Annotated in this window: 15 protein-coding genes; 8 read left to right on the forward strand and 7 right to left on the reverse strand. The window is 45.2% G+C overall.

Annotation, left to right across the window (positions count from 1 at the left end):
* Window position 1: 1 nt before the first annotated feature.
* Window positions 2-2,485, reverse strand: coding sequence for a type I DNA topoisomerase (gene topA, locus GTK07_RS12910; protein ID WP_163635665.1), 2,484 nt, complete (start codon window positions 2,483-2,485; stop codon window positions 2-4).
* A gap of 188 nt (window positions 2,486-2,673) precedes the next feature.
* On the opposite strand from topA, the gene GTK07_RS12915 reads away from it, so the two are divergent.
* Window positions 2,674-5,808, forward strand: coding sequence for a WD40/YVTN/BNR-like repeat-containing protein (locus GTK07_RS12915; RefSeq protein WP_163635666.1), 3,135 nt, complete (start codon window positions 2,674-2,676; stop codon window positions 5,806-5,808).
* Between the two features lie 69 nt (window positions 5,809-5,877).
* On the opposite strand, the gene GTK07_RS12920 is transcribed toward GTK07_RS12915, so the two are convergent.
* On the reverse strand, window positions 5,878-7,131 hold the full coding sequence (locus tag GTK07_RS12920; protein ID WP_163635667.1) for an LVIVD repeat-containing protein: 1,254 nt from the start codon (window positions 7,129-7,131) through the stop codon (window positions 5,878-5,880).
* A 210-nt stretch (window positions 7,132-7,341) separates the two neighbouring features.
* Here GTK07_RS12920 and miaB point away from each other — a divergent pair, with 210 nt between their 5' ends.
* The 7 genes from miaB (at window position 7,342) to groL (ending at window position 14,093) form a co-directional block, all read left to right on the forward strand.
* Entirely contained in the window at window positions 7,342-8,805 is a 1,464-nt protein-coding gene (gene miaB, locus GTK07_RS12925; RefSeq protein ID WP_163635668.1) for a tRNA (N6-isopentenyl adenosine(37)-C2)-methylthiotransferase MiaB, read from the forward strand.
* Between the two features lie 99 nt (window positions 8,806-8,904).
* Complete coding sequence (locus GTK07_RS12930) at window positions 8,905-10,188, forward strand: sigma-54-dependent transcriptional regulator (protein ID WP_163635669.1); 1,284 nt, start codon at window positions 8,905-8,907, stop codon at window positions 10,186-10,188.
* Entirely contained in the window at window positions 10,188-10,730 is a 543-nt protein-coding gene (locus tag GTK07_RS12935) for an LptE family protein (RefSeq protein ID WP_235932869.1), read from the forward strand. The genes GTK07_RS12930 and GTK07_RS12935 overlap by 1 nt, the downstream gene beginning before the upstream one ends.
* 7 nt (window positions 10,731-10,737) lie before the next feature.
* A complete protein-coding gene (locus GTK07_RS12940; RefSeq protein WP_163635670.1) occupies window positions 10,738-11,643 on the forward strand; it encodes a hypothetical protein in 906 nt (301 codons plus the stop codon).
* A 9-nt stretch (window positions 11,644-11,652) separates the two neighbouring features.
* Window positions 11,653-12,018 carry a preprotein translocase subunit SecG gene (gene secG, locus GTK07_RS12945; protein ID WP_163635671.1) on the forward strand — a complete coding sequence of 122 codons (366 nt, stop codon included), beginning with the start codon at window positions 11,653-11,655 and terminating at the stop codon, window positions 12,016-12,018.
* 144 nt (window positions 12,019-12,162) lie between these two features.
* The gene (locus GTK07_RS12950) at window positions 12,163-12,441 is read left to right on the forward strand and encodes a co-chaperone GroES (protein ID WP_119640084.1); all 279 of its coding nucleotides are present in this window, start codon (window positions 12,163-12,165) and stop codon (window positions 12,439-12,441) included.
* 23 nt (window positions 12,442-12,464) lie between these two features.
* Window positions 12,465-14,093: a chaperonin GroEL gene (groL, locus tag GTK07_RS12955; RefSeq protein WP_163635672.1), complete on the forward strand. Its 1,629-nt coding sequence runs from the start codon at window positions 12,465-12,467 to the stop codon at window positions 14,091-14,093.
* A 325-nt stretch (window positions 14,094-14,418) separates the two neighbouring features.
* On the opposite strand, the gene GTK07_RS12960 is transcribed toward groL, so the two are convergent.
* The 5 genes from GTK07_RS12960 to GTK07_RS12980 all read right to left on the reverse strand — a co-directional run bounded on the left by GTK07_RS12960 (window position 14,419) and on the right by GTK07_RS12980 (window position 20,381).
* Window positions 14,419-16,155: an efflux RND transporter periplasmic adaptor subunit gene (locus GTK07_RS12960; protein ID WP_163635673.1), complete on the reverse strand. Its 1,737-nt coding sequence runs from the start codon at window positions 16,153-16,155 to the stop codon at window positions 14,419-14,421.
* Between the two features lie 5 nt (window positions 16,156-16,160).
* Entirely contained in the window at window positions 16,161-16,868 is a 708-nt protein-coding gene (locus GTK07_RS12965; protein WP_163635674.1) for a PepSY domain-containing protein, read from the reverse strand.
* A gap of 2 nt (window positions 16,869-16,870) precedes the next feature.
* Window positions 16,871-19,372 (reverse strand): heavy metal translocating P-type ATPase, encoded by a 2,502-nt coding sequence (locus GTK07_RS12970; protein WP_163635675.1) that lies wholly within the window; start codon window positions 19,370-19,372, stop codon window positions 16,871-16,873.
* Between the two features lie 69 nt (window positions 19,373-19,441).
* Window positions 19,442-19,993, reverse strand: coding sequence for a helix-turn-helix domain-containing protein (locus tag GTK07_RS12975; protein ID WP_163635676.1), 552 nt, complete (start codon window positions 19,991-19,993; stop codon window positions 19,442-19,444).
* A gap of 31 nt (window positions 19,994-20,024) precedes the next feature.
* Complete coding sequence (locus GTK07_RS12980; RefSeq protein ID WP_163635579.1) at window positions 20,025-20,381, reverse strand: heavy metal-binding domain-containing protein; 357 nt, start codon at window positions 20,379-20,381, stop codon at window positions 20,025-20,027.
* Between the last annotated feature and the right edge of the window lie 14 nt (window positions 20,382-20,395).

Here is a 20,395-nt window from a genome sequence, read left to right on the forward strand (position 1 = left end):
ATTATTTTTTCGCTTTTGTTGCGGCTTTTTTCTTTGGTGTTTTCTTTTCAACAAGTGCCTTGGCCTCTTCCAATGTCATCTTGGCGGCATCTACATCCTTGGAAAGCTCCACTTTTATCTTTCCTTTAATAATGGTATGTCTACCCCATCTTGCCTTTTCTATCCTAATCTTTTCCTCTGGCCATTCCTGCACTACTTTTTCGGCCTCCTTAATTTTTTTATCCTCGATCAATTCAATCACATCGGCCTGCGACAAATGATCAAAATCATACTTTTTGTTCACGTTTATGAACATTCCGTCCCATTTGATGAATGGTCCGAACCTTCCTTTACCCTTGGTCACTTCTTTTCCTTCATAAGTGGCAATGGGGGCATCGGCCTTTTCCTTCTCCTCGATCAATTCAATGGCGCGAGGCAAATCCACATCAAAGGCGCTTTCACCTTGATCCAAGGAAATGAACTTTTTTCCAAACCTAACATATGGTCCAAAACGGCCAACGTTCGCCTCTACTTCCTCTCCTTTGTGCACCCCCAACTTTCTTGGCAATTTGAAAAGTTCCATGGCCTCTTCAAAAGTGATGGTACCAATGGACTGATCGGGCAACAAACTGGCAAACTGGGGTTTTTCCTCTTCCTCCACGGTCCCTATCTGCACCATTGGTCCAAAACGGCCCAAACGAACAGATACTTGACGGCCGGTTTTAGGGTCTACGCCCAAAACACGTTCCCCACTGGCACGCTCCGCATTTTCTTCCACTTGCAGTACATTCGGATGAAAATCCTTGTAAAAGTTTTTCATCATTTCCTGCCAATCCTCATCTCCGGCGGCAATCTCATCAAAATCTTCCTCTACCTTGGCCGTAAAATTATAATCGAGGATCTTGGTGAAATGATCCACCAAAAAGTCGTTCACGATCATTCCGATATCAGTTGGCACCAATTTCCCTTTGTCTGATCCCACCATTTCAGAGAGATTCTGTTCCAACACCTTTTCAGATTCCAACACCAACTGAATGTATTTTCTTTCCGTGCCTTCTATGGTTCCTTTTTCCACATAACCCCTATTTTGGATAGTGGAAATGGTCGGTGCATACGTAGACGGTCTACCGATACCCAGTTCTTCCAACTTTTTCACCAAAGAAGCCTCGGTGTAGCGATAAGGGGGTCGTGTAAACCTTTCAGTTGCAGAAATGTATATGTTTTGAAGAGGTTCCCCCACTCGAAGAGCAGGCAGCATCCCTTCTTGTTCTTCCAAAACATCTTCGTCGTCCGTACCTTCTAGATAAACCTTTAGAAACCCATCAAACTTGACCACCTCTCCATTGGCGGCAAATTCCTCGTTATGGGTGCTGGCCTTGATCTTCACATTGGTGCGTTCCAACTCGGCATCGCTCATCTGCGAGGCAAGGGTCCTTTTCCAAATCAGTTCATAAAGTTTGGACTGGTCCCGTTCCAAGGATGGTGACTGCAATTTCATATCTGTGGGGCGAATGGCTTCGTGGGCCTCTTGGGCACCTTTGGTCTTGCCCGTAAAGTTTCGCACTTGGCTGTATTCTTCACCATAACTTTGAACAATGGCTTCCTTGGCCGCAGAAAGGGCCTCGTTAGAAAGGTTAACACTATCCGTTCTCATATAGGTGATCAAACCGGCCTCATACAGACGTTGGGCCACTTGCATGGTGCGGCTCACTGAAAAATACAGCTTACGTGATGCTTCCTGCTGAAGGGTCGACGTAGTAAACGGCGGTGCAGGGGATTTTTTCGCCGGCCTTTTGGATAGGTCAGCAACGGCAAAATCAGCACCGATGTTATTTTTTAAAAAAGCCTCGGCAGCAGCCTTGGTCGGGAAGGTATTGTTCAACTTGGCGGCAAACACACTGCCCCCGTCTGTCTTGAATTCTGCCTTTATCCGGAAAGACCCTTCTGGGGTAAAACCTTCGATTTCCCTCTCACGTTCCACGATCAAACGCACTGCAACGGATTGTACCCTACCTGCCGAAAGTCCTGGTTTTACCTTTTTCCAAAGCACCGGTGACAATTCATAACCCACCAAACGGTCCAACACCCTTCGGGCCTGTTGCGCATTCACCAAATTGTAATTGATGTCCCTCGGATTTTCAATGGCCTTTTGTATCGCCGACTTGGTAATGGAGTTGAAAACAATCCGTTTGGTCTTGCTCTTGTCCAGTTTCAATTCTTCGGCCAAATGCCAAGAGATGGCCTCTCCCTCACGGTCCTCATCACTGGCCAGCCAGATCACATCGGCCTTTTGCGCAAGGTCCTTGAGTTTTTTCACCAAAGCCTTCTTGTCTTTGTCTACGGTATATTTAGGTTTGAAATCGTTCTCAACATCTACACCCAATTCTTTGGAAGGAAGGTCGACAATATGACCGAAACTGGACTCAACTTGATAATCTTTTCCTAGAAATCGTTCAATGGTCTTCGCCTTTGCAGGGGACTCTACAATAACTAAATTCTTTGGCATGCACAGGGTTTTGTGGTAACAAAAGTATATTAAAATTTAAACTTTAGGATTTGAATGCTTTGATTTTGATACAAATCACCTAAAATCTTCTTCAAAATTGAAAACCAACAATTATAAGTTAGGGATTAAAATTGAAGTTGAATTTATTAGTATTTTTAAAGACAATAACCAGCTAAACCTCATTCAAAATGAACCATCGTTACTTGATCATGGCCCTGGCCTTGGTCTGTTGGTATCCAACCCTGGCACAAAAAAAATCGAATAAAAATACGTTGACCTATGACCAATCCCTCTACAGCGGTATGGAATGGCGTATGGTGGGCCCGCACCGAGGAGGACGTGCCGGTACCGTGACAGGCGTGCCCAATGACCCTAACCTATATTATATGGGTACTGCTGGTGGTGGCGTTTGGAAGTCCACCGATTCAGGAAATTCTTGGGAGTGCATTTCCGATGGGTATTTCGGCGGCTCCATTGGAGCGGTCACCGTTTCGGAATCTGATCCAAACATTATTTATGTTGGCGAAGGGGAACAGACCCTTCGCGGTAATGTTTCTTCGGGCAAAGGACTCTGGAAAAGCATGGATGCCGGCGAGACTTGGCAATTTATAGGCTTGGAAGATTCCGAACATATTGCAAGGATCCGAATCCACCCAAAAAATCCGGATATCGTTTATGTGGCAGCCATTGGAAATCTATGGAAGCCTAATAAAACCCGTGGCGTCTACCGCACCATGGATGGAGGCAAAAACTGGGAAAAGGTTTTATATGTGAGTGATAAGGCCGGGGCCGGGGACTTGATCATGGATCCCAACAACAGCCGGGTCCTTTATGCGGCCACTTGGGAGATGAAACGCAACGGGTACCGAATGGACAGTGGTGGACCGGATAGCAAAATGTTCAAAAGTACGGATGGGGGCAACACGTGGACCGACATTTCCACAAATTCCGGCTTACCCGGATTTCCTTGGGGAATTGTGGGCATTGCCATTTCTCCATTGGATTCGGATAGGGTTTGGGCCATCATTGAGGCCAAGGACGGAGGGGTGTTCCGTTCAGATGATGCCGGAAAGACTTGGAAAAAAATCAATGAAGATCGTGCCCTTCGCCAACGGGCATGGTATTACAGTAGAATTTATGCCGACACCCAAAATATTGACAAAGTCTGGGTAATGAACGTAAGCTATGGCGTTTCCACTGACGGTGGAAAAACGTTTACTTTAAAAAATGCGCCACACGGCGACCACCATGATCTATGGATCGACCCCAACAACAACCAACGCATGATCATTGCTGATGATGGCGGCGCACAGATTTCGAACGACGGTGGCAACAATTGGACCACCTATTACAACCAGCCTACCGCCCAGTTTTATCGTATTGCTACAGACAGTATTTTTCCCTATCGCATTTATGGTGCCCAACAGGACAACACCGCGTTGCGCATCTCCCACCGATCCTCTGGCAATGCCATTACGGAAAAGGATTGGGAACCCACCGCTGGAGGTGAGAGCGCCCACTTGGCCCCTGACCCAAAAAACAATCAATTAGTGTATGGTGGCACCTATAAAGGCTACATGAACCGAATGGACCATACCACGGGCCAGACCATTTCCACCAATGTGTGGCCGGACAATCCTGCCGGTTCTGGAGCTGAAATCATGAAGTACCGCTTTAACTGGAACTATCCGGTCACTTTCAGCAGACATGATTCCAATGTACTTTATGCAGGCTCCAATTATCTGCATGCCACTACCGATGGTGGCCAGTCTTGGAAAACCATTTCGCCTGATCTTTCAAGGAGTCTTCCCGAGACCATTATGTCTTCCGGTGGACCCATCACCCAAGACAACACCGGGGCAGAATTCTATTCCAATGTTTTTGTGATCAGTGAATCCATTCTTGAAAAAGGGGTGATATGGACAGGAAGTGACGATGGTCTCATCCATGTGACCCGGGACAATGGGATTACTTGGGAAAATGTAACGCCTCCATCCTCCATGTCGCCCAAATTGAACATGATCAATTGCATCGACCCAAGCCCTTTTAAAAAAGGGACCGTATACGTGGCTGCAACTTCGTACAAGTTTGGGGATTATACACCCTACCTCTACAAAACCGATGACTACGGCAAAACATGGAAACTTATCACCAATGGCATTAAGGAGGATTATTACACCAGGGCCATTCGTTCAGATAAGACCCGCGAAGGATTGTTATACACCGGAACGGAATGGGGCATGTTCATCTCCTTTGACGATGGGGAGTCTTGGTCTCCTTTCCAGTTGAATTTGCCGATTACCTCCATCAGAGACCTCCATGTTAGGGACAATGATCTTATTGCCGCGACACATGGTAGAAGCTTTTGGATGATCGATGACCTGACCCCGCTGCATCAACTATCGGACGAGGTCACCAAGAGTGATTTTTATCTGTACAAACCGGACATGGCCTACCGAATGCACCAAAGCGGTGGTTGGCAAGAGCCGGACACCAAATTGGTGGGTGAAAACCATCCGAACGGTGCCATCATCAATTTTTACCTGAAAGATGTAAAGGAAGGGGATAAAGTTAACCTGGATATTTTGGAAATGGATGGCACGATTATCCGTAGTTACGCCAATACCGCTTCGGCAGACAAAATGAACCCTGCTTCCACCCAAAAGTTGGAAGTGGCCAAAGGCGGAAATCGCATGGTATGGAACATGAGGTATCCTGGTTTTGAAGAATTCAAGGGAATGATTTTTTATTCCTCGCCCAATGTGGGTCCAAAAGCGGTACCCGGCCACTACAAAGTGCGGTTGACATACAATGGGAACTCCATGGAGCAGACCTTGTCCATTGAAAAAGACCCGCGCATTACCAACACGCAAGACGATTTTCAACAACAATTTGACTTTTTGATGGCTGTTCGAGATCAGGTAACACGCGCGAACAAGGCCGTCATCAACATAAGGGACATTAAAAAGGACCTGTCATATCTTAAGGAAAAGACCACGGATAATGCTGAAATCCAAAAGCTAGTGGACGCCTTCGAATCCGAGCTTTCCACAATTGAAAACAATATCCATATGACCAAAAACCAAAGCAGTCAAGATCCTTTAAACTTTGGTATCCGAATCAATAATAGACTTGCTTTTCTATTGGCAGACTCGCAGCGTGGGGATCAAAGACCAACCAAACAGGCCCAGGATTTTTTTGGGGAAGTCACCAAAGAGCTCGATGCACAAATCAATGCACTGAATACCCTGGTCCAAAAACAGGCCACTGCCATTAATGAAAAAGTGGAAGAAAACCATATCAAAATGATTTCGATGGAATGACCATGAATATGTAAAAACAAAAAAACGCCCTGTTAATGGGGCGTTTTTTGTTACTATTCGTTATCAACATCAATCAAGGCCGATTTGACTCAAGAGTTTGATGTTGCTATCCAAATATTCATATTGATAGAGTACTCCGTCCCCGACCATGATCAGGTGGGTCTCCAAGGGAATCACATCAAAGGTGACAATATCTTCAAAATGGTTCAATTCCTGAAGATCATGGATATCACTTTTATCATAGACCTTCAACCCGGACGAGCCATCACAAACAAATAATTTTTCATCTTTAATACCCAGACCATAAGGTCCATCCAAAGGATAGGATTCTGCAAGTTCCGGGTTTTCAATATTGGTGATGTCCACAATGAAGAGACCGCTTTCCGTTGCCCCACACTTATTCCCGCCGCGTAAGGTAACATAAGCATAATTGCCATCCACCACCACAGGGTCACATGCTGTTCCATGTTGAAATTCGGATACAAATGTTGGGGTGGCAGGAGTGGTAATATCATAAATGTACATCCCGCTCATGCTTCCCAAAAAAAGGTAATTGCCCTGATTAAAAATGGTCTCGATATCGAATCCGGCAAATACATCCTCCAAATCCTTGGGACTGTCCAGATCAGAGATATCAAAAATATTGATGTTGTGGCTATCCACTGCATACAAGTATTGGTCCACAATCTTGAAACGGGCCAATGACCCTCCTTGTCCAGTTCCACTATCGGCAGATTCCGAAGCCATCAATCCATCCATAAACACCACACCACCATTTCTTTGTTCCACTTCAGATCTCAACCTTCTTTCAGTTGTGGTATCCCACCCTACTATGATTTCCGTATCATAGTCATAGTCCTCATATTCGAACAAATCGGCCTCCATCGGAAAAAACACATTGTTGTACAATACATCCTCCAACCGATTGACCAGTTTTATGTTATTGATATCCGAAATATCAAGTACCACCAAATCCATCATGCTGTCCGCAAACAGATAATCATTCTTAATAGAGATATCTATGTTCCCAGGAATATTGATAAACCCGACCTTTAAAGGCTGTTGGGGATTGCTATTGTTGATGATATGGATACCACGATATTTGTCGTTGATGAAGATAAAGTCCCCATAGGCATACACCTTTCCCGATTCTTCAATGGGTTGGGGTGCAATAATGGTAACACTGGTGGCAAACTCTGCCTTGGACATGACCAGTGGTCTTGCCACAATATATTCCGCATATTGATCATCCGAATTATCATTGGAACAAGAAACCAAGAACAATGTGCTCAGGGAAAATAAAAGGAAGAGGGTCTTTTTCATAGCGGTTTGTCTTTTAACCACATAGATGAAAAACCCTTAAAAAGTTGCGCGCCATCCACCTTAAAATCTTACTGTCTTTTCAACATTACCGATAGCATCCATCACCAAAAACAGACCGGACCCGGGCTTTCCTCAATTTAATCTTAAAAAATACTGCCATATTGTCACTAAAATGGAATAAGCACTATCTTTGCACCCCATTGAAGCAATATGATCAAGGACGAAAGCGTAGAGAAAGTAATAGACGAGAGCCAACAGGGAACCCCTTTGGCCCTTCAACATAATGTTAAAAACACCCGCAAGCTTTATATTGAAAGTTATGGGTGCCAAATGAATTTTTCCGATAGCGAGATCGTGGCCTCCATCTTGGCCAAGGAAGGTTTCAATACCACCGAACTATTGGAAGAAGCCGATTTGGTCCTGGTCAACACTTGCTCCATTCGTGAAAAAGCGGAGCAGACCGTGCGCAAGCGTTTGGAAAAGTTCAACGCCGTTAAAAAAGTCAATCCGGGAATGAAAGTGGGCGTATTGGGCTGTATGGCCGAACGCCTTAAAAGCAAATTCCTGGAAGAGGAAAAAATTGTGGACATGGTGGTAGGACCCGATGCTTACAAAGACCTCCCCAACCTGATCCAAGAAATTGACGAAGGCCGAAATGCCGTGAACGTGATCCTCTCCAAGGACGAAACCTATGGCGATGTGGCCCCCGTTCGTTTGAATAGTAATGGGGTGACTGCATTTGTGTCCATCACCCGAGGTTGCGACAATATGTGTACCTTCTGTGTGGTTCCCTTCACCCGTGGCCGCGAGCGCAGCCGTAACCCACAATCCATTTTGGAAGAAGTGAACGACCTTTGGGAACGGGGCTTTAGGGAAGTGACCCTTTTGGGCCAGAATGTGGACAGTTACCTTTGGTATGGCGGTGGCCTCAAAAAAGATTTTGAGAAAGCCTCCGAAATGCAGAAGGCCACTTCGGTGAACTTTGCCAAACTACTGGAACTGGTAGCGCAGGCACAACCCAAGATGCGAATCCGCTTCTCAACTTCCAACCCACAGGACATGACCTTGGATGTGATCGAGAGCATGGCCAAATATGACAACATCTGCAAATACATCCACTTGCCCGTTCAAAGTGGGAGCAACAGGATTTTGCAGGCCATGAATCGTCTGCACACCCGTGAGGAATATTTTGAGCTGATCGACAACATCAGAAAAATCATTCCCGACTGTGCCATTAGCCAAGACATGATCACTGGATTCCCGACGGAGACCGAGGAAGACCATCAGGATACCTTGAGCCTTATGGAGTATGTTAAGTACGATTTCGGTTTTATGTTCGCCTATTCTGAGCGACCCGGAACCTTGGCGGAACGCAAAATGGATGACGATGTTCCCGAAGAGACCAAAAAGAGACGCCTTCGCGAAATCATCGACCTGCAACAAAAGCACGGTCTCTTCCGTACCCAAGAACATGTAGGTAGGGTTGAAGAAGTACTTATCGAAGGGCCTTCCAAAAAATCCGATGCCCATTGGATGGGTAGAAATTCGCAGAATACCGTGGTCGTTTTCCCAAAGGAACAGTACCAAGTGGGCGATTTTGTCAACGTAAAGATCAATGAATGTACCTCCGCCACCTTGATCGGTGAAGCAGTGGGCTACTCAAAAAATAATTAACCACTTTTTGTTAACCCATATGGTTGCTTCGACTACGCCTAGCAACCGCTTGAGGAACAAAAAAGAAAAGATTCCTGCCACTGCAGGTACAAGAACAAAATGGAAAGTGTACAATCCATAAAACAACGGTTTGAGCTGATCGGTAACGATGTAAAACTCAACCGAGCGATAGAAAAAGCCATTCAAGTGGCACCAACGGACATTTCGGTTTTGGTGACCGGGGAAAGTGGTGTAGGAAAGGAATCCATCCCAAAGATCATCCATGCCCTTTCGCACCGAAAACATGCCAAGTATATTGCGGTAAACTGCGGGGCCATTCCAGAGGGTACCATAGACAGTGAACTTTTTGGGCACGAGAAAGGTGCCTTTACCGGGGCCACCCAAACCCGTAGCGGTTATTTTGAAGTGGCCGATGGCGGAACCATCTTTTTGGACGAGGTAGGGGAACTGCCCCTTACCACCCAGGTACGTTTGCTCCGCGTATTGGAAAACGGGGAATTCCTTAAAGTAGGTTCTTCCCAAGTACAGAAGACCGATGTACGCATTGTGGCAGCGACCAACATCAATATGTTCGAGGCCATCAAAAAGGAAAAATTTAGGGAAGACCTTTATTATAGGTTGAGTACCGTGGAAATCCATATTCCACCATTAAGGGAAAGACGGGAGGACATTCATTTGCTGTTCCGCAAATTTGCTTCGGATTTTGGCCAAAAATACAAGATGCCGACCATTCGTCTGGAAGACGATGCCGTGCATTTGTTGTTGAAATACCACTGGCCCGGGAACATCAGACAGTTGAGGAACATAGCCGAGCAAATCTCTGTGCTCGAAGAAAACCGGACCATTACGGCCGCTACGTTGAACAGCTATCTGCCAGATGCCGCGGGCTCCAATTTGCCAGCCGTGGTAGGTCAACCCAAAAAGGATGGCGATTTCAGTAACGAACGGGAAATCCTGTACAAGGTTTTGTTCGATATGAAAAGTGACCTGAACGACCTTAAAAAATTGACCTTGGAACTGTTGAAGGACAACGACACCTCCAAAGTGCACAAGGAAAATGAAAACCTGATCCGCAAAATCTATGGCAGCCATGAAGAGGAAGAGGATATAGATCTTGAAGAAAATGTGGCAACAGAAGTTTTAGGTCTACCAGAACCGGTGATGGAGGCAACAACTCCAACCGCCGCCGTACAGCCTCAGGAAGACCGTTATCATTTTGCCGAAGAGATCCAAGAGGAAGAAACCTTATCTTTACAGGAGAAGGAAATCGAACTGATCAAAAAATCATTGGAACGCAACCGTGGCAAAAGAAAGGCCGCAGCGGCAGAGCTGGGCATTTCGGAAAGAACCCTTTACCGCAAAATAAAACAATACGATCTTTAATGAACATGATTGCAAAGCATATGAGGATACGAAATGAATTTAGGGTCGCATTGTTGGGATTGATTTTATTTCTTTCCGGTTGTGGAGCCTATAATTTTTCGGGTGCAGATGTTGGCGAAGCCAAGACCTTTCAGGTAAACTTCTTCCAAAATTACGCGGACCAGACCCCTGGCTCCATTATTGTTCCCAGCTTGGATAGGGATTTTACCCTCTCCCTTCAGGACATGATAAACAACCTGACCAGCCTTTCCCTAACCGGCAACAATGGCGATTTAATATATGAAGGTGAAATTGTGGAGTACAAGGTCATCCCCATGACGGCCACCTCGGATCAACGAACTGCGCAGAATAGGCTCACCATGAGTGTAAACGTTCGTTTTTTCAACACCAAAAAACCTGACAACGATTTTGAGCGAAGGTTCTCCTTCTTTTATGATTTTGATGCCGCCGCATCGCTGACATCCGTTCAGTCCGCGGCACATGAAGAGATTTTTGAACGACTGACACAGGATATTTTCAACGCATCCCTGGGCAATTGGTAACCGTATTATGAACGTTTCGGATTTTATACATATTCTTCAAAACTCCAATACCATCCTTTCCCCAAAGCAAACGCGGGAGCTGGAAGATATTATCGAGGAATACCCTTACTTTCAGGCAGCAAGGGCCTTGCACCTGAAAGGGTTGAAAAATCTGGACAGCTATAAATACAACAATGCCCTAAAGGTCACCGCCGCCTACTCTACCGATCGGGATGTTTTGTTCGACTACATTACCTCCAACGAATTTGTCCAAAACAATATAGCCGACGCCATTGCCGGCCGGGGCTCCAAATTGGAGGATCAAAAGGCCATTTCGGAAGAAATAGAACCGAATCCGCTTGCGGAAAGTATGCTGGTTGAGTCCGAGGAACCTGCGTTGCCACAAAACCTTCAGGATGCGGAACAGATCTTGAACCCGGAACTTTTCAAAACCAGACCTATAGAAAAAGAACAATCTGTTCCGTCAACCAAAGAGGAACGGGCCCAGAACGAAAAGGAATTGAATTTGGGCAAACCCATCCCCTTTACCAAAAAGGAGAAACATTCGTTCACGGAATGGTTGCAACTCACTTCCAAAAGTGAAGAACCGGAATCCGAAGAAACATCGGAGGAAAATGTTATGGAAGAGTTGGAGCGCAAGAAAAAGTTTGAGCTCTTGGACAAATTCATTGAAACCAACCCAAAAATTGTCCCTTCGGCATCCACCAACGTCAAAATCAACCTAAAAGAATCCTCAAAGTTCGATAAAAACGAGTTGATGACCGAAACCCTGGCCAAGGTATACTTGGAGCAGAAAAAATATAAAAAGGCAATTCAAGCCTTTAAAATATTGAGTTTGAAATATCCAGAAAAAAGTGGTTTCTTTGCAGACCAAATTCAGGCGGTGAAGAAGCTGCAGAACGAAAAAGAGTAAAATAAAGAGATGAGCACGTTTACAATTTTTTTGATATTGATCATTATCGTGTGCCTTTTGTTGGTCTTGGTCATCATGGTCCAAAACCCTAAAGGTGGTGGTTTGTCCTCTTCTTTTGGAGGAGGTGGAACCCAAGTTGTGGGTGGCGTAAAGAAAACAGGTGACTTTTTGGACAAAAGTACCTGGACCCTTGCCACCGTATTGATTGTGTTGATTTTGCTTTCCAATGTTTCCTTGAAGGGGAACTATGGGAGCGCAGATTCAAAACTTTTGCAGGGCGATGACATCGAGACGGTTCCTGAAACGGTTCCCGAAGAAGTCCCGGAACAACTTCCACCCGCCGGCACTACCAATCCGACAGACACCATCGGGTAATTGAAGTGACAAAGCGTACAAAAATGCCAGCTTGAATGACAAGCTGGCATTTTTGTTCTACAGAATGTCAGTTTTTGGGCATTGGCACAATTTCTGCCCAATAGATTCGAGAATTTTTAAATCAAATACCTAAAAATTAATTATATGGCTAAAGTTAATATCAAACCATTGGCAGATAGGGTACTGATCGAGCCGCTACAGGCCGAGACCAAGACTGCTTCCGGTATCATTATTCCTGACAACGCAAAAGAAAAACCACAAAAGGGAACTGTTGTGGCCGTTGGCCCGGGCACCAAAGATGAAAAGGTGACGGTTAAAGTCGGTGATACCGTTCTATATGGAAAATATGCCGGAACCGAACTTAAATTGGACGGTACCGACTATTTGATGATGAGAGAGAGTGATATTTTGGCAATTGTTTAATCAAAAAAATCAACTAAAGAAACATGGCAAAAGATATTAAGTTTGATATAGATGCACGTGACGGACTGAAAAGAGGCGTTGACAAATTGGCCGAGGCCGTTAAAGTGACCTTGGGACCAAAAGGTAGAAACGTGATCATCAGCAAAGCTTTCGGAGCACCCCAAGTAACCAAGGATGGGGTTTCCGTGGCAAAAGAAATTGAATTGGAAGACGCCCTTGAAAACATGGGTGCACAAATGGTGAAGGAAGTAGCTTCCAAAACCAACGACCAAGCCGGGGACGGTACCACTACCGCAACCGTATTGGCACAGGCCATTGTAAAAGAAGGTCTTAAAAACGTTGCTGCCGGGGCAAATCCGATGGATTTGAAACGCGGTATTGACAAAGCTGTTGAGGCTTTGGTAGTGGACTTGGAAAAACAAGCCAAAAAAGTAGGCAATGATTCTGATAAGATCAAGCAAGTTGCCTCTATTTCTGCCAACAATGATGAAGCCATCGGGGATTTGATCGCCACCGCTTTCACCAAAGTTGGTAAAGAAGGTGTGATCACCGTTGAGGAAGCCAAAGGTACCGATACTTATGTGGACGTTGTTGAAGGTATGCAGTTTGACCGTGGATATCTTTCTCCCTATTTTGTGACCGATACCGATAAAATGGTTGCAGACCTAGATCACCCTTATATCCTTCTATTCGATAAAAAAATCTCCAACCTTCAGGAAATCCTTCCTATTCTTGAGCCAGTAGCTCAATCAGGAAGACCTTTATTGATCGTTGCCGAAGATGTAGAAGGTCAGGCATTGGCTACTTTGGTAGTGAACAAATTAAGAGGGGGTCTTAAAATTGCTGCTGTAAAGGCTCCAGGTTTTGGAGACAGAAGAAAGGCCATGTTGGAAGACATCGCCATTTTGACCGGCGGTACTGTAATCTCTGAAGAAAGAGGTTTTTCTTTGGAAAATGCTTCTTTGGATATGTTGGGTACTGCTGAAACTGTAACCATCGACAAGGACAATACCACAATCGTTAACGGTTCCGGTAAACCATCTGACATTAAGGCAAGAGTAAACCAAATCAAAGCCCAGATCGAGACCACAACTTCTGATTACGACAAAGAGAAATTGCAAGAGCGCTTGGCCAAATTGGCCGGTGGTGTTGCCGTTCTTTATGTTGGTGCTGCCTCCGAAGTGGAAATGAAGGAGAAAAAAGACCGTGTGGACGATGCTTTGCACGCTACCCGTGCCGCTGTTGAAGAAGGCATTGTTGCAGGTGGTGGTGTTGCTTTGGTAAGGGCCAAAAAAGTCCTGGAAAAATTGACTACCGACTCTTTGGACGAAACCACAGGTGTACAGATCGTTGCCAAAGCCATTGAGGCTCCATTGCGTACCATCGTAGAAAACGCTGGTGGTGAAGGTTCTGTTGTGATCTCCAAGGTTTTGGAAGGCAAAAAGGACTTCGGTTACGATGCCAAATCCGACAAGTATGTGGATATGCTTGAGGCTGGTATCATCGATCCCAAGAAAGTGACCCGTATCGCTTTGGAAAATGCAGCTTCTGTTGCAGGTATGATCTTGACCACAGAGTGTGCCTTGACCGACATTAAAGAGGATTCCCCAGCTGGACCTCCGATGGGTGGCGGTATGCCAGGAATGATGTAATGCACAAAGCATTCATATAAAAAAAGGACGCCCTGACTTTCATCAGGGCGTTTTTCTTTTGCTTTAGTAGGGGATCCACCAGTGGACCCAAATACCAAGTTACTTTTTCTTACCAGTAGCTTGGGTAGTCTTCTTAGCAGCTGGTTTTACAGCTTTGGCAGGAGATGACTTTCCAGTTGACTTCGCTTGTTTCATGAGTCAATAAATTAAAAACTATAGTAAATGTATCTCAGTTTTGAATCCAAAAATTTTTGTTGGCTAAATATTAACTAAAATCCTTTTAATAATTCTAAACAGATAACATAACTCGTTGTTTTTTAAGCAACTAATTAATAGTTGAGACAACACTGCCACAGGTGAGCATGGCATCGCCATAATAGGGATTCCGGATTTCCTCATCCAGACTCAACCAATTGGCTCCCTTGTTATTGTCGGCCATTGGGCAATGTTGCACGAACACTTTTTCGTTCAAACCTTTCATTTGGTTGCCCATCATGATCATATTTTCAGACAACATAATAAAATCTTCACGTTGTTTTTCAAGGGAGCTGGCTTTGGAAATTGAAGTTAACTTTTCACTGATAATAGCGAGGTGTTGCTTGGCCATATCATTCATGTCGGTTGTGCTCATTTGCTTTGCAACTTCAACTCCTTCCTTGGCCAGTTGCTGCACCTGTGTAGCATCGGAAGCAACCAAACCATCCTTTAATTTCATATAACTGCCCAGCAATTGCTCAAACATGTTTTGGGCTTTTTCGGAAAATTCCATCTTCATGGCGGAAGACATGCCCATGTGGCCCTCATGGTCCGTCATGGTTTTGCCACCATCTTGGTTCATCATGGATTTCTTTCCCTGTAGTTGCGCTGCGGCATCAACTGTAAATGTACCCTTGGCGACCACACGATCTCCTGATTTCAAACCAGAATGGACCACATACACGTCATTCATTAGGTTTCCCAATTCCACTTCACGCAGTTCAAATATGGGGCTGTTGCCATCGGGTTGCACATAGACAACGGATCTTTTACCGGTCCATAGCACAGCACTTTCCGGAACGGTCAATACTTCGGCGTTTTCCATTTTGGAAACTTCCACCTCACCCTGAACGAACATCTCCGGTTTTAGCAAGCCTTTTTTATTATCCAGTTCTGCTCGTACCTCGAGCGTTCTGGTTTGGGCGTTCAAAATCGGGTCTATGAAGGAAATTTTAGCCTTAAATTTTTCATTCGGATAGGATGTGGTGGTCACTTCCATAACCTGTCCGGTCTTAAACTGGCTCAATTGGTTTTCATAAGCATCAAAAACGGCCCAAACGGAATTAAGATCGGCCACTTTCACCAAAGGTGAACCTGTTTTGATGTAATCCCCTTCTTCCACCATGATAGCAGATACGACCCCGTTTACATTGGCATAAACCGGGAAATTTTCCACCACCTTGCCCGAGTTTTCAATTTGATCGATCTGGGCATCGGACAGTTTCCAAAGTTTTAATTTGTTGCGCACCGCATTGTATAATTGTGGTTGGTTTGATTTCAACCCCGCAGCGGTCAACAATTCTTGCTGGGCGGACACCAATGCGGGAGCATAAATAGTGGCCAACTTTTGGCCCTTACGGACTTCTTCCCCTTCAAAATTGATGGACAGGCTTTCTATCCGACCATCAAAATAGGCCGATTGCACTGCATCCGAATTTTGGTTGATGGCCACTTTCCCCGAAAGTTTGATTTGATCATCCCCCTGAACATCGGACCCCACAACAAGGGTTTCCACCCCGGCCAATACCATGGCATTTTCCGTCATTTTAATTTGATTGGCCGCCAAGCCTTCCCCATTGGCATCCGCAGGGATCAAATCCATGCCACAAATGGGGCAACTTCCTGGCTCTGGTTGCATAATTTGGGGGTGCATGGAGCAAGTCCACATTTCTTCGGCGGCAATCTCTGCATCATGGTTATGTGCATCCATTGAAGCGGTTTCAGCTTTACCGCCAAAAATGAAATACCCCACAAGCAGCCCTACTATGACCGCAATTCCGATGTAAACAATATTTTCCTTTTTCATCTCTGTTATTTTTTTCGTTGTATCAACTTGCGAACACTCGGCGACGAGGTAAACCACAGCAAGAATCCGCTCAACACCGTGACCAATCCTAAAAGTGAAAATGCTCGAAGTACGGTGGTGTTAAAATCGTCCCTGCCCTCATAATCCATGGTATGGGTCATCCATAAAAAATCGAACCAACGCCAATTGCGGTGTCGGACGGTTTGAAACGAACCATCTTCTACGGACACATAGGCCTTGATGTCTTCGGGCGAATCATACGAAATAACGTAGGCGGGTAATTTCTTCTCGCGGTATTCGTGGTGTTTGTCAGTTTCCGAAAGCACTTCAACACCTTTCACCTTAAGATCAGGGGACATTTGATTATGGGCCACTTGCAGAGCTTCCTCCTTTGTAATGCCTTCTTTCAGTTTGCCCGTTCTGGCATCCACCAAAAATTTGTTGTTGATCCAGTAATAGGGTTTGCCCGCGATTTCCTTTAAACTTATTGCACTGATATTTTCGGTAACCTTAATCTCTGAAAGGCCGATCAGATCATTGAACGCCATGGGTTCATATTCCATGTTCCTAAAATGATCGCCATGGATCTCGTCAATGTCGGTCCAACTGAAATAGAGGCCACTGGCCGTCCACATAATGAACTGAATGCCCAAAAACAGCCCCAAATACCGATGGGCCTTTCGAATTTTTACCGCCGTGGTTCTTTTTACCATATTTAATCAATTGATTTTGTTCGTAAGCGCAATGCATTGCCTATCACCGATACCGAGCTGAAACTCATGGCCAGTGCGGCAATCATTGGTGACAACAGGATTCCAAAAAAAGGATAGAGCACCCCTGCTGCCACCGGCACACCTATCGTATTATAGATCAAGGCAAAAAACAGGTTCTGCTTGATGTTTTTCATGACCGCTTCACTGAGGTTCCTTGCTTTTACAATACCGTGAAGGTCGCCTTTGACCAGAGTGATCATGGCACTTTCAATGGCCACATCGGTACCGGTGCCCATGGCAATGCCCAAATCGCTTTTTGCCAATGCAGGGGCATCGTTGATGCCATCCCCGGCCATGGCCACAATCTTTCCTTCGGATTGTAGACGTTCCACTTCCTTCATTTTGTCCTCGGGCAAGGTCTCTGCCTTAAAATCGTCCAAGTTGAGTTCCTTCGCCACGGCAGCCGCTGTATTTTTGTTGTCACCAGTAAGCATAATCACGGAAATGCCCTTGTCCTGAATCGCTTTGATCGCTTTGGCACTGGTCTCCTTCACCTTATCCCCAATGGCTACATAGCCTCGACATTTGCCATCCACAGCAAGATAGGATATTGTTTTCCCTTGCTCTTGGGATTTGGCAACCTCATCCTTCATTTTTTGGGTAATCTCAATTCCGTTTTTGTCCATGAGTTTAGTATTGCCCAGCAGCACTTTTTTGCCGTCCACAACACCTTCGACCCCCATGCCGGTTACTGAATTAAAATCCTTAGACTTTAAAATTCCAATATTATTTTCTTTTCCAAATTTGACGGTTGCCTGCGCCAAGGGATGTTCACTATTGGCATTGACCGAAATCAGGTATTGGAGCAATTCCTCATTGGAGTAGTCGTCCCCAAAATTTCCAAAATGGTCGAAAGTAGGTTTGCCCTCTGTGATGGTTCCCGTTTTATCCACGATCAACGTATCTACCTTTGCCATTTTTTCCAAGGCTTCGGCATTCTTGATCAACACCCCGTTTTGGGCCCCTTTGCCCACACCGACCATTACGGACATGGGGGTAGCCAAACCCAAAGCACATGGACAGGCAATGATCAACACCGCAATGGCATTGATCAAGGCATACACATAGGGGGGCTGTGGTCCCCAAATGGCCCATACCGCAAAAGTGATGACTGAAATAAGGACCACCGTTGGCACAAAATAGGCAGATACCCTGTCTGCCAAATTTTGGATGGGTGCGCGGCTTCGACTTGCATCGTTTACCATATTGATGATCTGGGAAAGTAGGGTATCGCTGCCCACTTTCTCGGCTTTCATCAAAAAGGTTTGGTTACCATTAATGGTTCCACTGCTTACCTTGTCATCCACAGTTTTTTCCACTGGGATGGGTTCCCCAGTGATCATGGATTCATCCACAGATGTCTCCCCTTCTGTTATGACCCCATCCACGGGAATTTTCTCACCTGGTTTCACCCTAAGGATGTCCCCCAATTCTATCGCGTCGATATGGACTTCCTGTTCCTCACCATCCACCACTTTGGTAGCCTTATTGGGAGCCAATTTCAATAGCTCCTTTACCGCATTATTGGTTTTACTATGAGCCCTAGCCTCCAACAATTGACCCAACAATACCAAAGTGAGGATAACGGTGGTGGCCTCAAAATATACATGCACCGCACCGGATTCGTCTTTGAATTGATCTGGGAAAAAATCAGGAAACAACAGCCCCAATATACTGAACACAAAAGCGACCCCGGCTCCAATTCCGATGAGGGTGAACATGTTCAGGTTCCACGTTTTGATGCTCCGGTAGGCCCTCTCAAAAAACATCCATGTAGCATAAAATACCACAGGCAAAGACAAGGCAAACTGCACCCAATTCCAATATTTGGGCGACATGGCCTGGTACAAAGGGTTGTTGGGCACCATATCGCTCATGGCGATCAAAAAAATGGGCAAGGTAAATCCAACGGCCAACCAAAACTTTTTCAGCAGTTTTTTATAGGTCTTCTCTTCTGCACTGGCTTCGGGTTTCATCGCTACGAGATCCATACCACAGATCGGACAGGAACCAGGCCCATCCTCCACCACTTCGGGATGCATGGGACAGGTCCATTTTTCCTTGGAACCCGAGGTTATGTTCTGTTCTTCCACCAAATCCATCCCACATACGGGGCAGTCACCCGGTTGGTCGTACGTTTTGTCATCTTCGCAGCGCATGGGACAATAAAAGGTGCCCGTTCCACCCTTGACCGGCCGATCATTCTTTTTTTTTGGCTCATGGTGGTGATGGCCGGGCATATGTATGGTATACCCACCACCATCGTTCTCCAATGCCTTTTCAAATGTTTCCAAGGGAATATGCTCCCCCATTTCTATCGTAGCCTCGGCCTTCTCCAAGTTCACCTCTACCGCTTGCACTCCATCCACGTTGGAAAGGGTTTTCTCAACATGGCTTCTGCAGCCGTTACAGCTCATTCCGTGTATGTGATAGGTATGCTTCATCTTGTTTGTTTTTTTATTTCAAAACTAGTTGATCGCAGCTTGGAGGATTTTTACAATTTTGGGTTTCTTTTATACAATTTGATCTAAGGATTTCCTGTTCCAATCCTGTACATTTTTGTATTCGGACATCGACATTCCCGTTACGGTTTTAAACTGTTTTGCCAAATGACTGCTGCTTTTGTAATTCAGGTCATAGGCGATTTCAGAAAAGGTTTTGTTGTCCATCTGAATCTCCTCCTTTACTTTTTCCATCTTCAGAAGGATAAAATATTTTTCAATGGTCAATCCTTCTTTCGCACTGAACAATTTACTCAGCATTGAGTACTCTTTGTTCATCTTTTCTGATAGGTATGTCGAGAGATTCTGTGAAATGCCATTTTCAACAGCTTCGATCAAATGTTTTTTGATGTCCACAATGATGGTTTCATTCAAATCGGCGATCAATTCAAAGCCATTTTGGATCAGAATCTCTCGAATACGCTCTTTTTTTGCTTCGGCTCCATCTGCAAACCGAACTTCTCCCAGATCAATTTGCACCACCTCGATGCCTTCTTTCTGAAATTCACTTTTCAGAACGCTCTTGCATCTGTTGCAGACCATATTTTTGACCTTTATACGCATGGTTCAGGTTTTAAGGAGCCAAATGTGTCTTTTAGTTTTCGCCGTGCCCTTCTTGGTAATCTTCGTTCAATACGTAGGTCATTCCACAAACCGGACATTTTCCCTCAGCATCGCTACCGCTCCCTTCGCAGTGCATTGGGCAAACATATTTGGAGGTGTATTCTTTCCCCTGTTTATCGGCAGTGCCCATTTCACCCATATCGTGGTCTTTGTGGTCCATACTGTCCATTTCGTGGTTCATTTGATCGTTGCCGTGGTCCATATCGTGATCCATGGTTTCCTCCACAGCGGGTTCTTTGTTCTCTTCCGCCTTGCCTTTGCAGGATACCGTTAGTACCAATACAGATGCGAATGCGATTCCGATGATTGTTCTGATGTTTGTTTTCATGTCTGTTAAAATTA

Source organism: Flagellimonas sediminis, assembly GCF_010500845.1.
Classification (GTDB): Bacteria; Bacteroidota; Bacteroidia; order Flavobacteriales; family Flavobacteriaceae; genus Flagellimonas; species Flagellimonas sediminis.

Bases quoted from the DNA above. Each gene is read 5' to 3' on its own strand.
- topA (WP_163635665.1), bottom strand. From the start codon at position 2,485: ATGCCAAAGAATTTAGTTATTGTAGAGTCCCCTGCAAAGGCGAAGACC.
- GTK07_RS12915 (WP_163635666.1), top strand. From the start codon at position 2,674: ATGAACCATCGTTACTTGATCATGGCCCTGGCCTTGGTCTGTTGGTAT.
- GTK07_RS12920 (WP_163635667.1), bottom strand. From the start codon at position 7,131: ATGAAAAAGACCCTCTTCCTTTTATTTTCCCTGAGCACATTGTTCTTG.
- miaB (WP_163635668.1), top strand. From the start codon at position 7,342: ATGATCAAGGACGAAAGCGTAGAGAAAGTAATAGACGAGAGCCAACAG.
- GTK07_RS12930 (WP_163635669.1), top strand. From the start codon at position 8,905: ATGGAAAGTGTACAATCCATAAAACAACGGTTTGAGCTGATCGGTAAC.
- GTK07_RS12935 (WP_235932869.1), top strand. From the start codon at position 10,188: ATGAACATGATTGCAAAGCATATGAGGATACGAAATGAATTTAGGGTC.
- GTK07_RS12940 (WP_163635670.1), top strand. From the start codon at position 10,738: ATGAACGTTTCGGATTTTATACATATTCTTCAAAACTCCAATACCATC.
- secG (WP_163635671.1), top strand. From the start codon at position 11,653: ATGAGCACGTTTACAATTTTTTTGATATTGATCATTATCGTGTGCCTT.
- GTK07_RS12950 (WP_119640084.1), top strand. From the start codon at position 12,163: ATGGCTAAAGTTAATATCAAACCATTGGCAGATAGGGTACTGATCGAG.
- groL (WP_163635672.1), top strand. From the start codon at position 12,465: ATGGCAAAAGATATTAAGTTTGATATAGATGCACGTGACGGACTGAAA.
- GTK07_RS12960 (WP_163635673.1), bottom strand. From the start codon at position 16,155: ATGAAAAAGGAAAATATTGTTTACATCGGAATTGCGGTCATAGTAGGG.
- GTK07_RS12965 (WP_163635674.1), bottom strand. From the start codon at position 16,868: ATGGTAAAAAGAACCACGGCGGTAAAAATTCGAAAGGCCCATCGGTAT.
- GTK07_RS12970 (WP_163635675.1), bottom strand. From the start codon at position 19,372: ATGAAGCATACCTATCACATACACGGAATGAGCTGTAACGGCTGCAGA.
- GTK07_RS12975 (WP_163635676.1), bottom strand. From the start codon at position 19,993: ATGCGTATAAAGGTCAAAAATATGGTCTGCAACAGATGCAAGAGCGTT.
- GTK07_RS12980 (WP_163635579.1), bottom strand. From the start codon at position 20,381: ATGAAAACAAACATCAGAACAATCATCGGAATCGCATTCGCATCTGTA.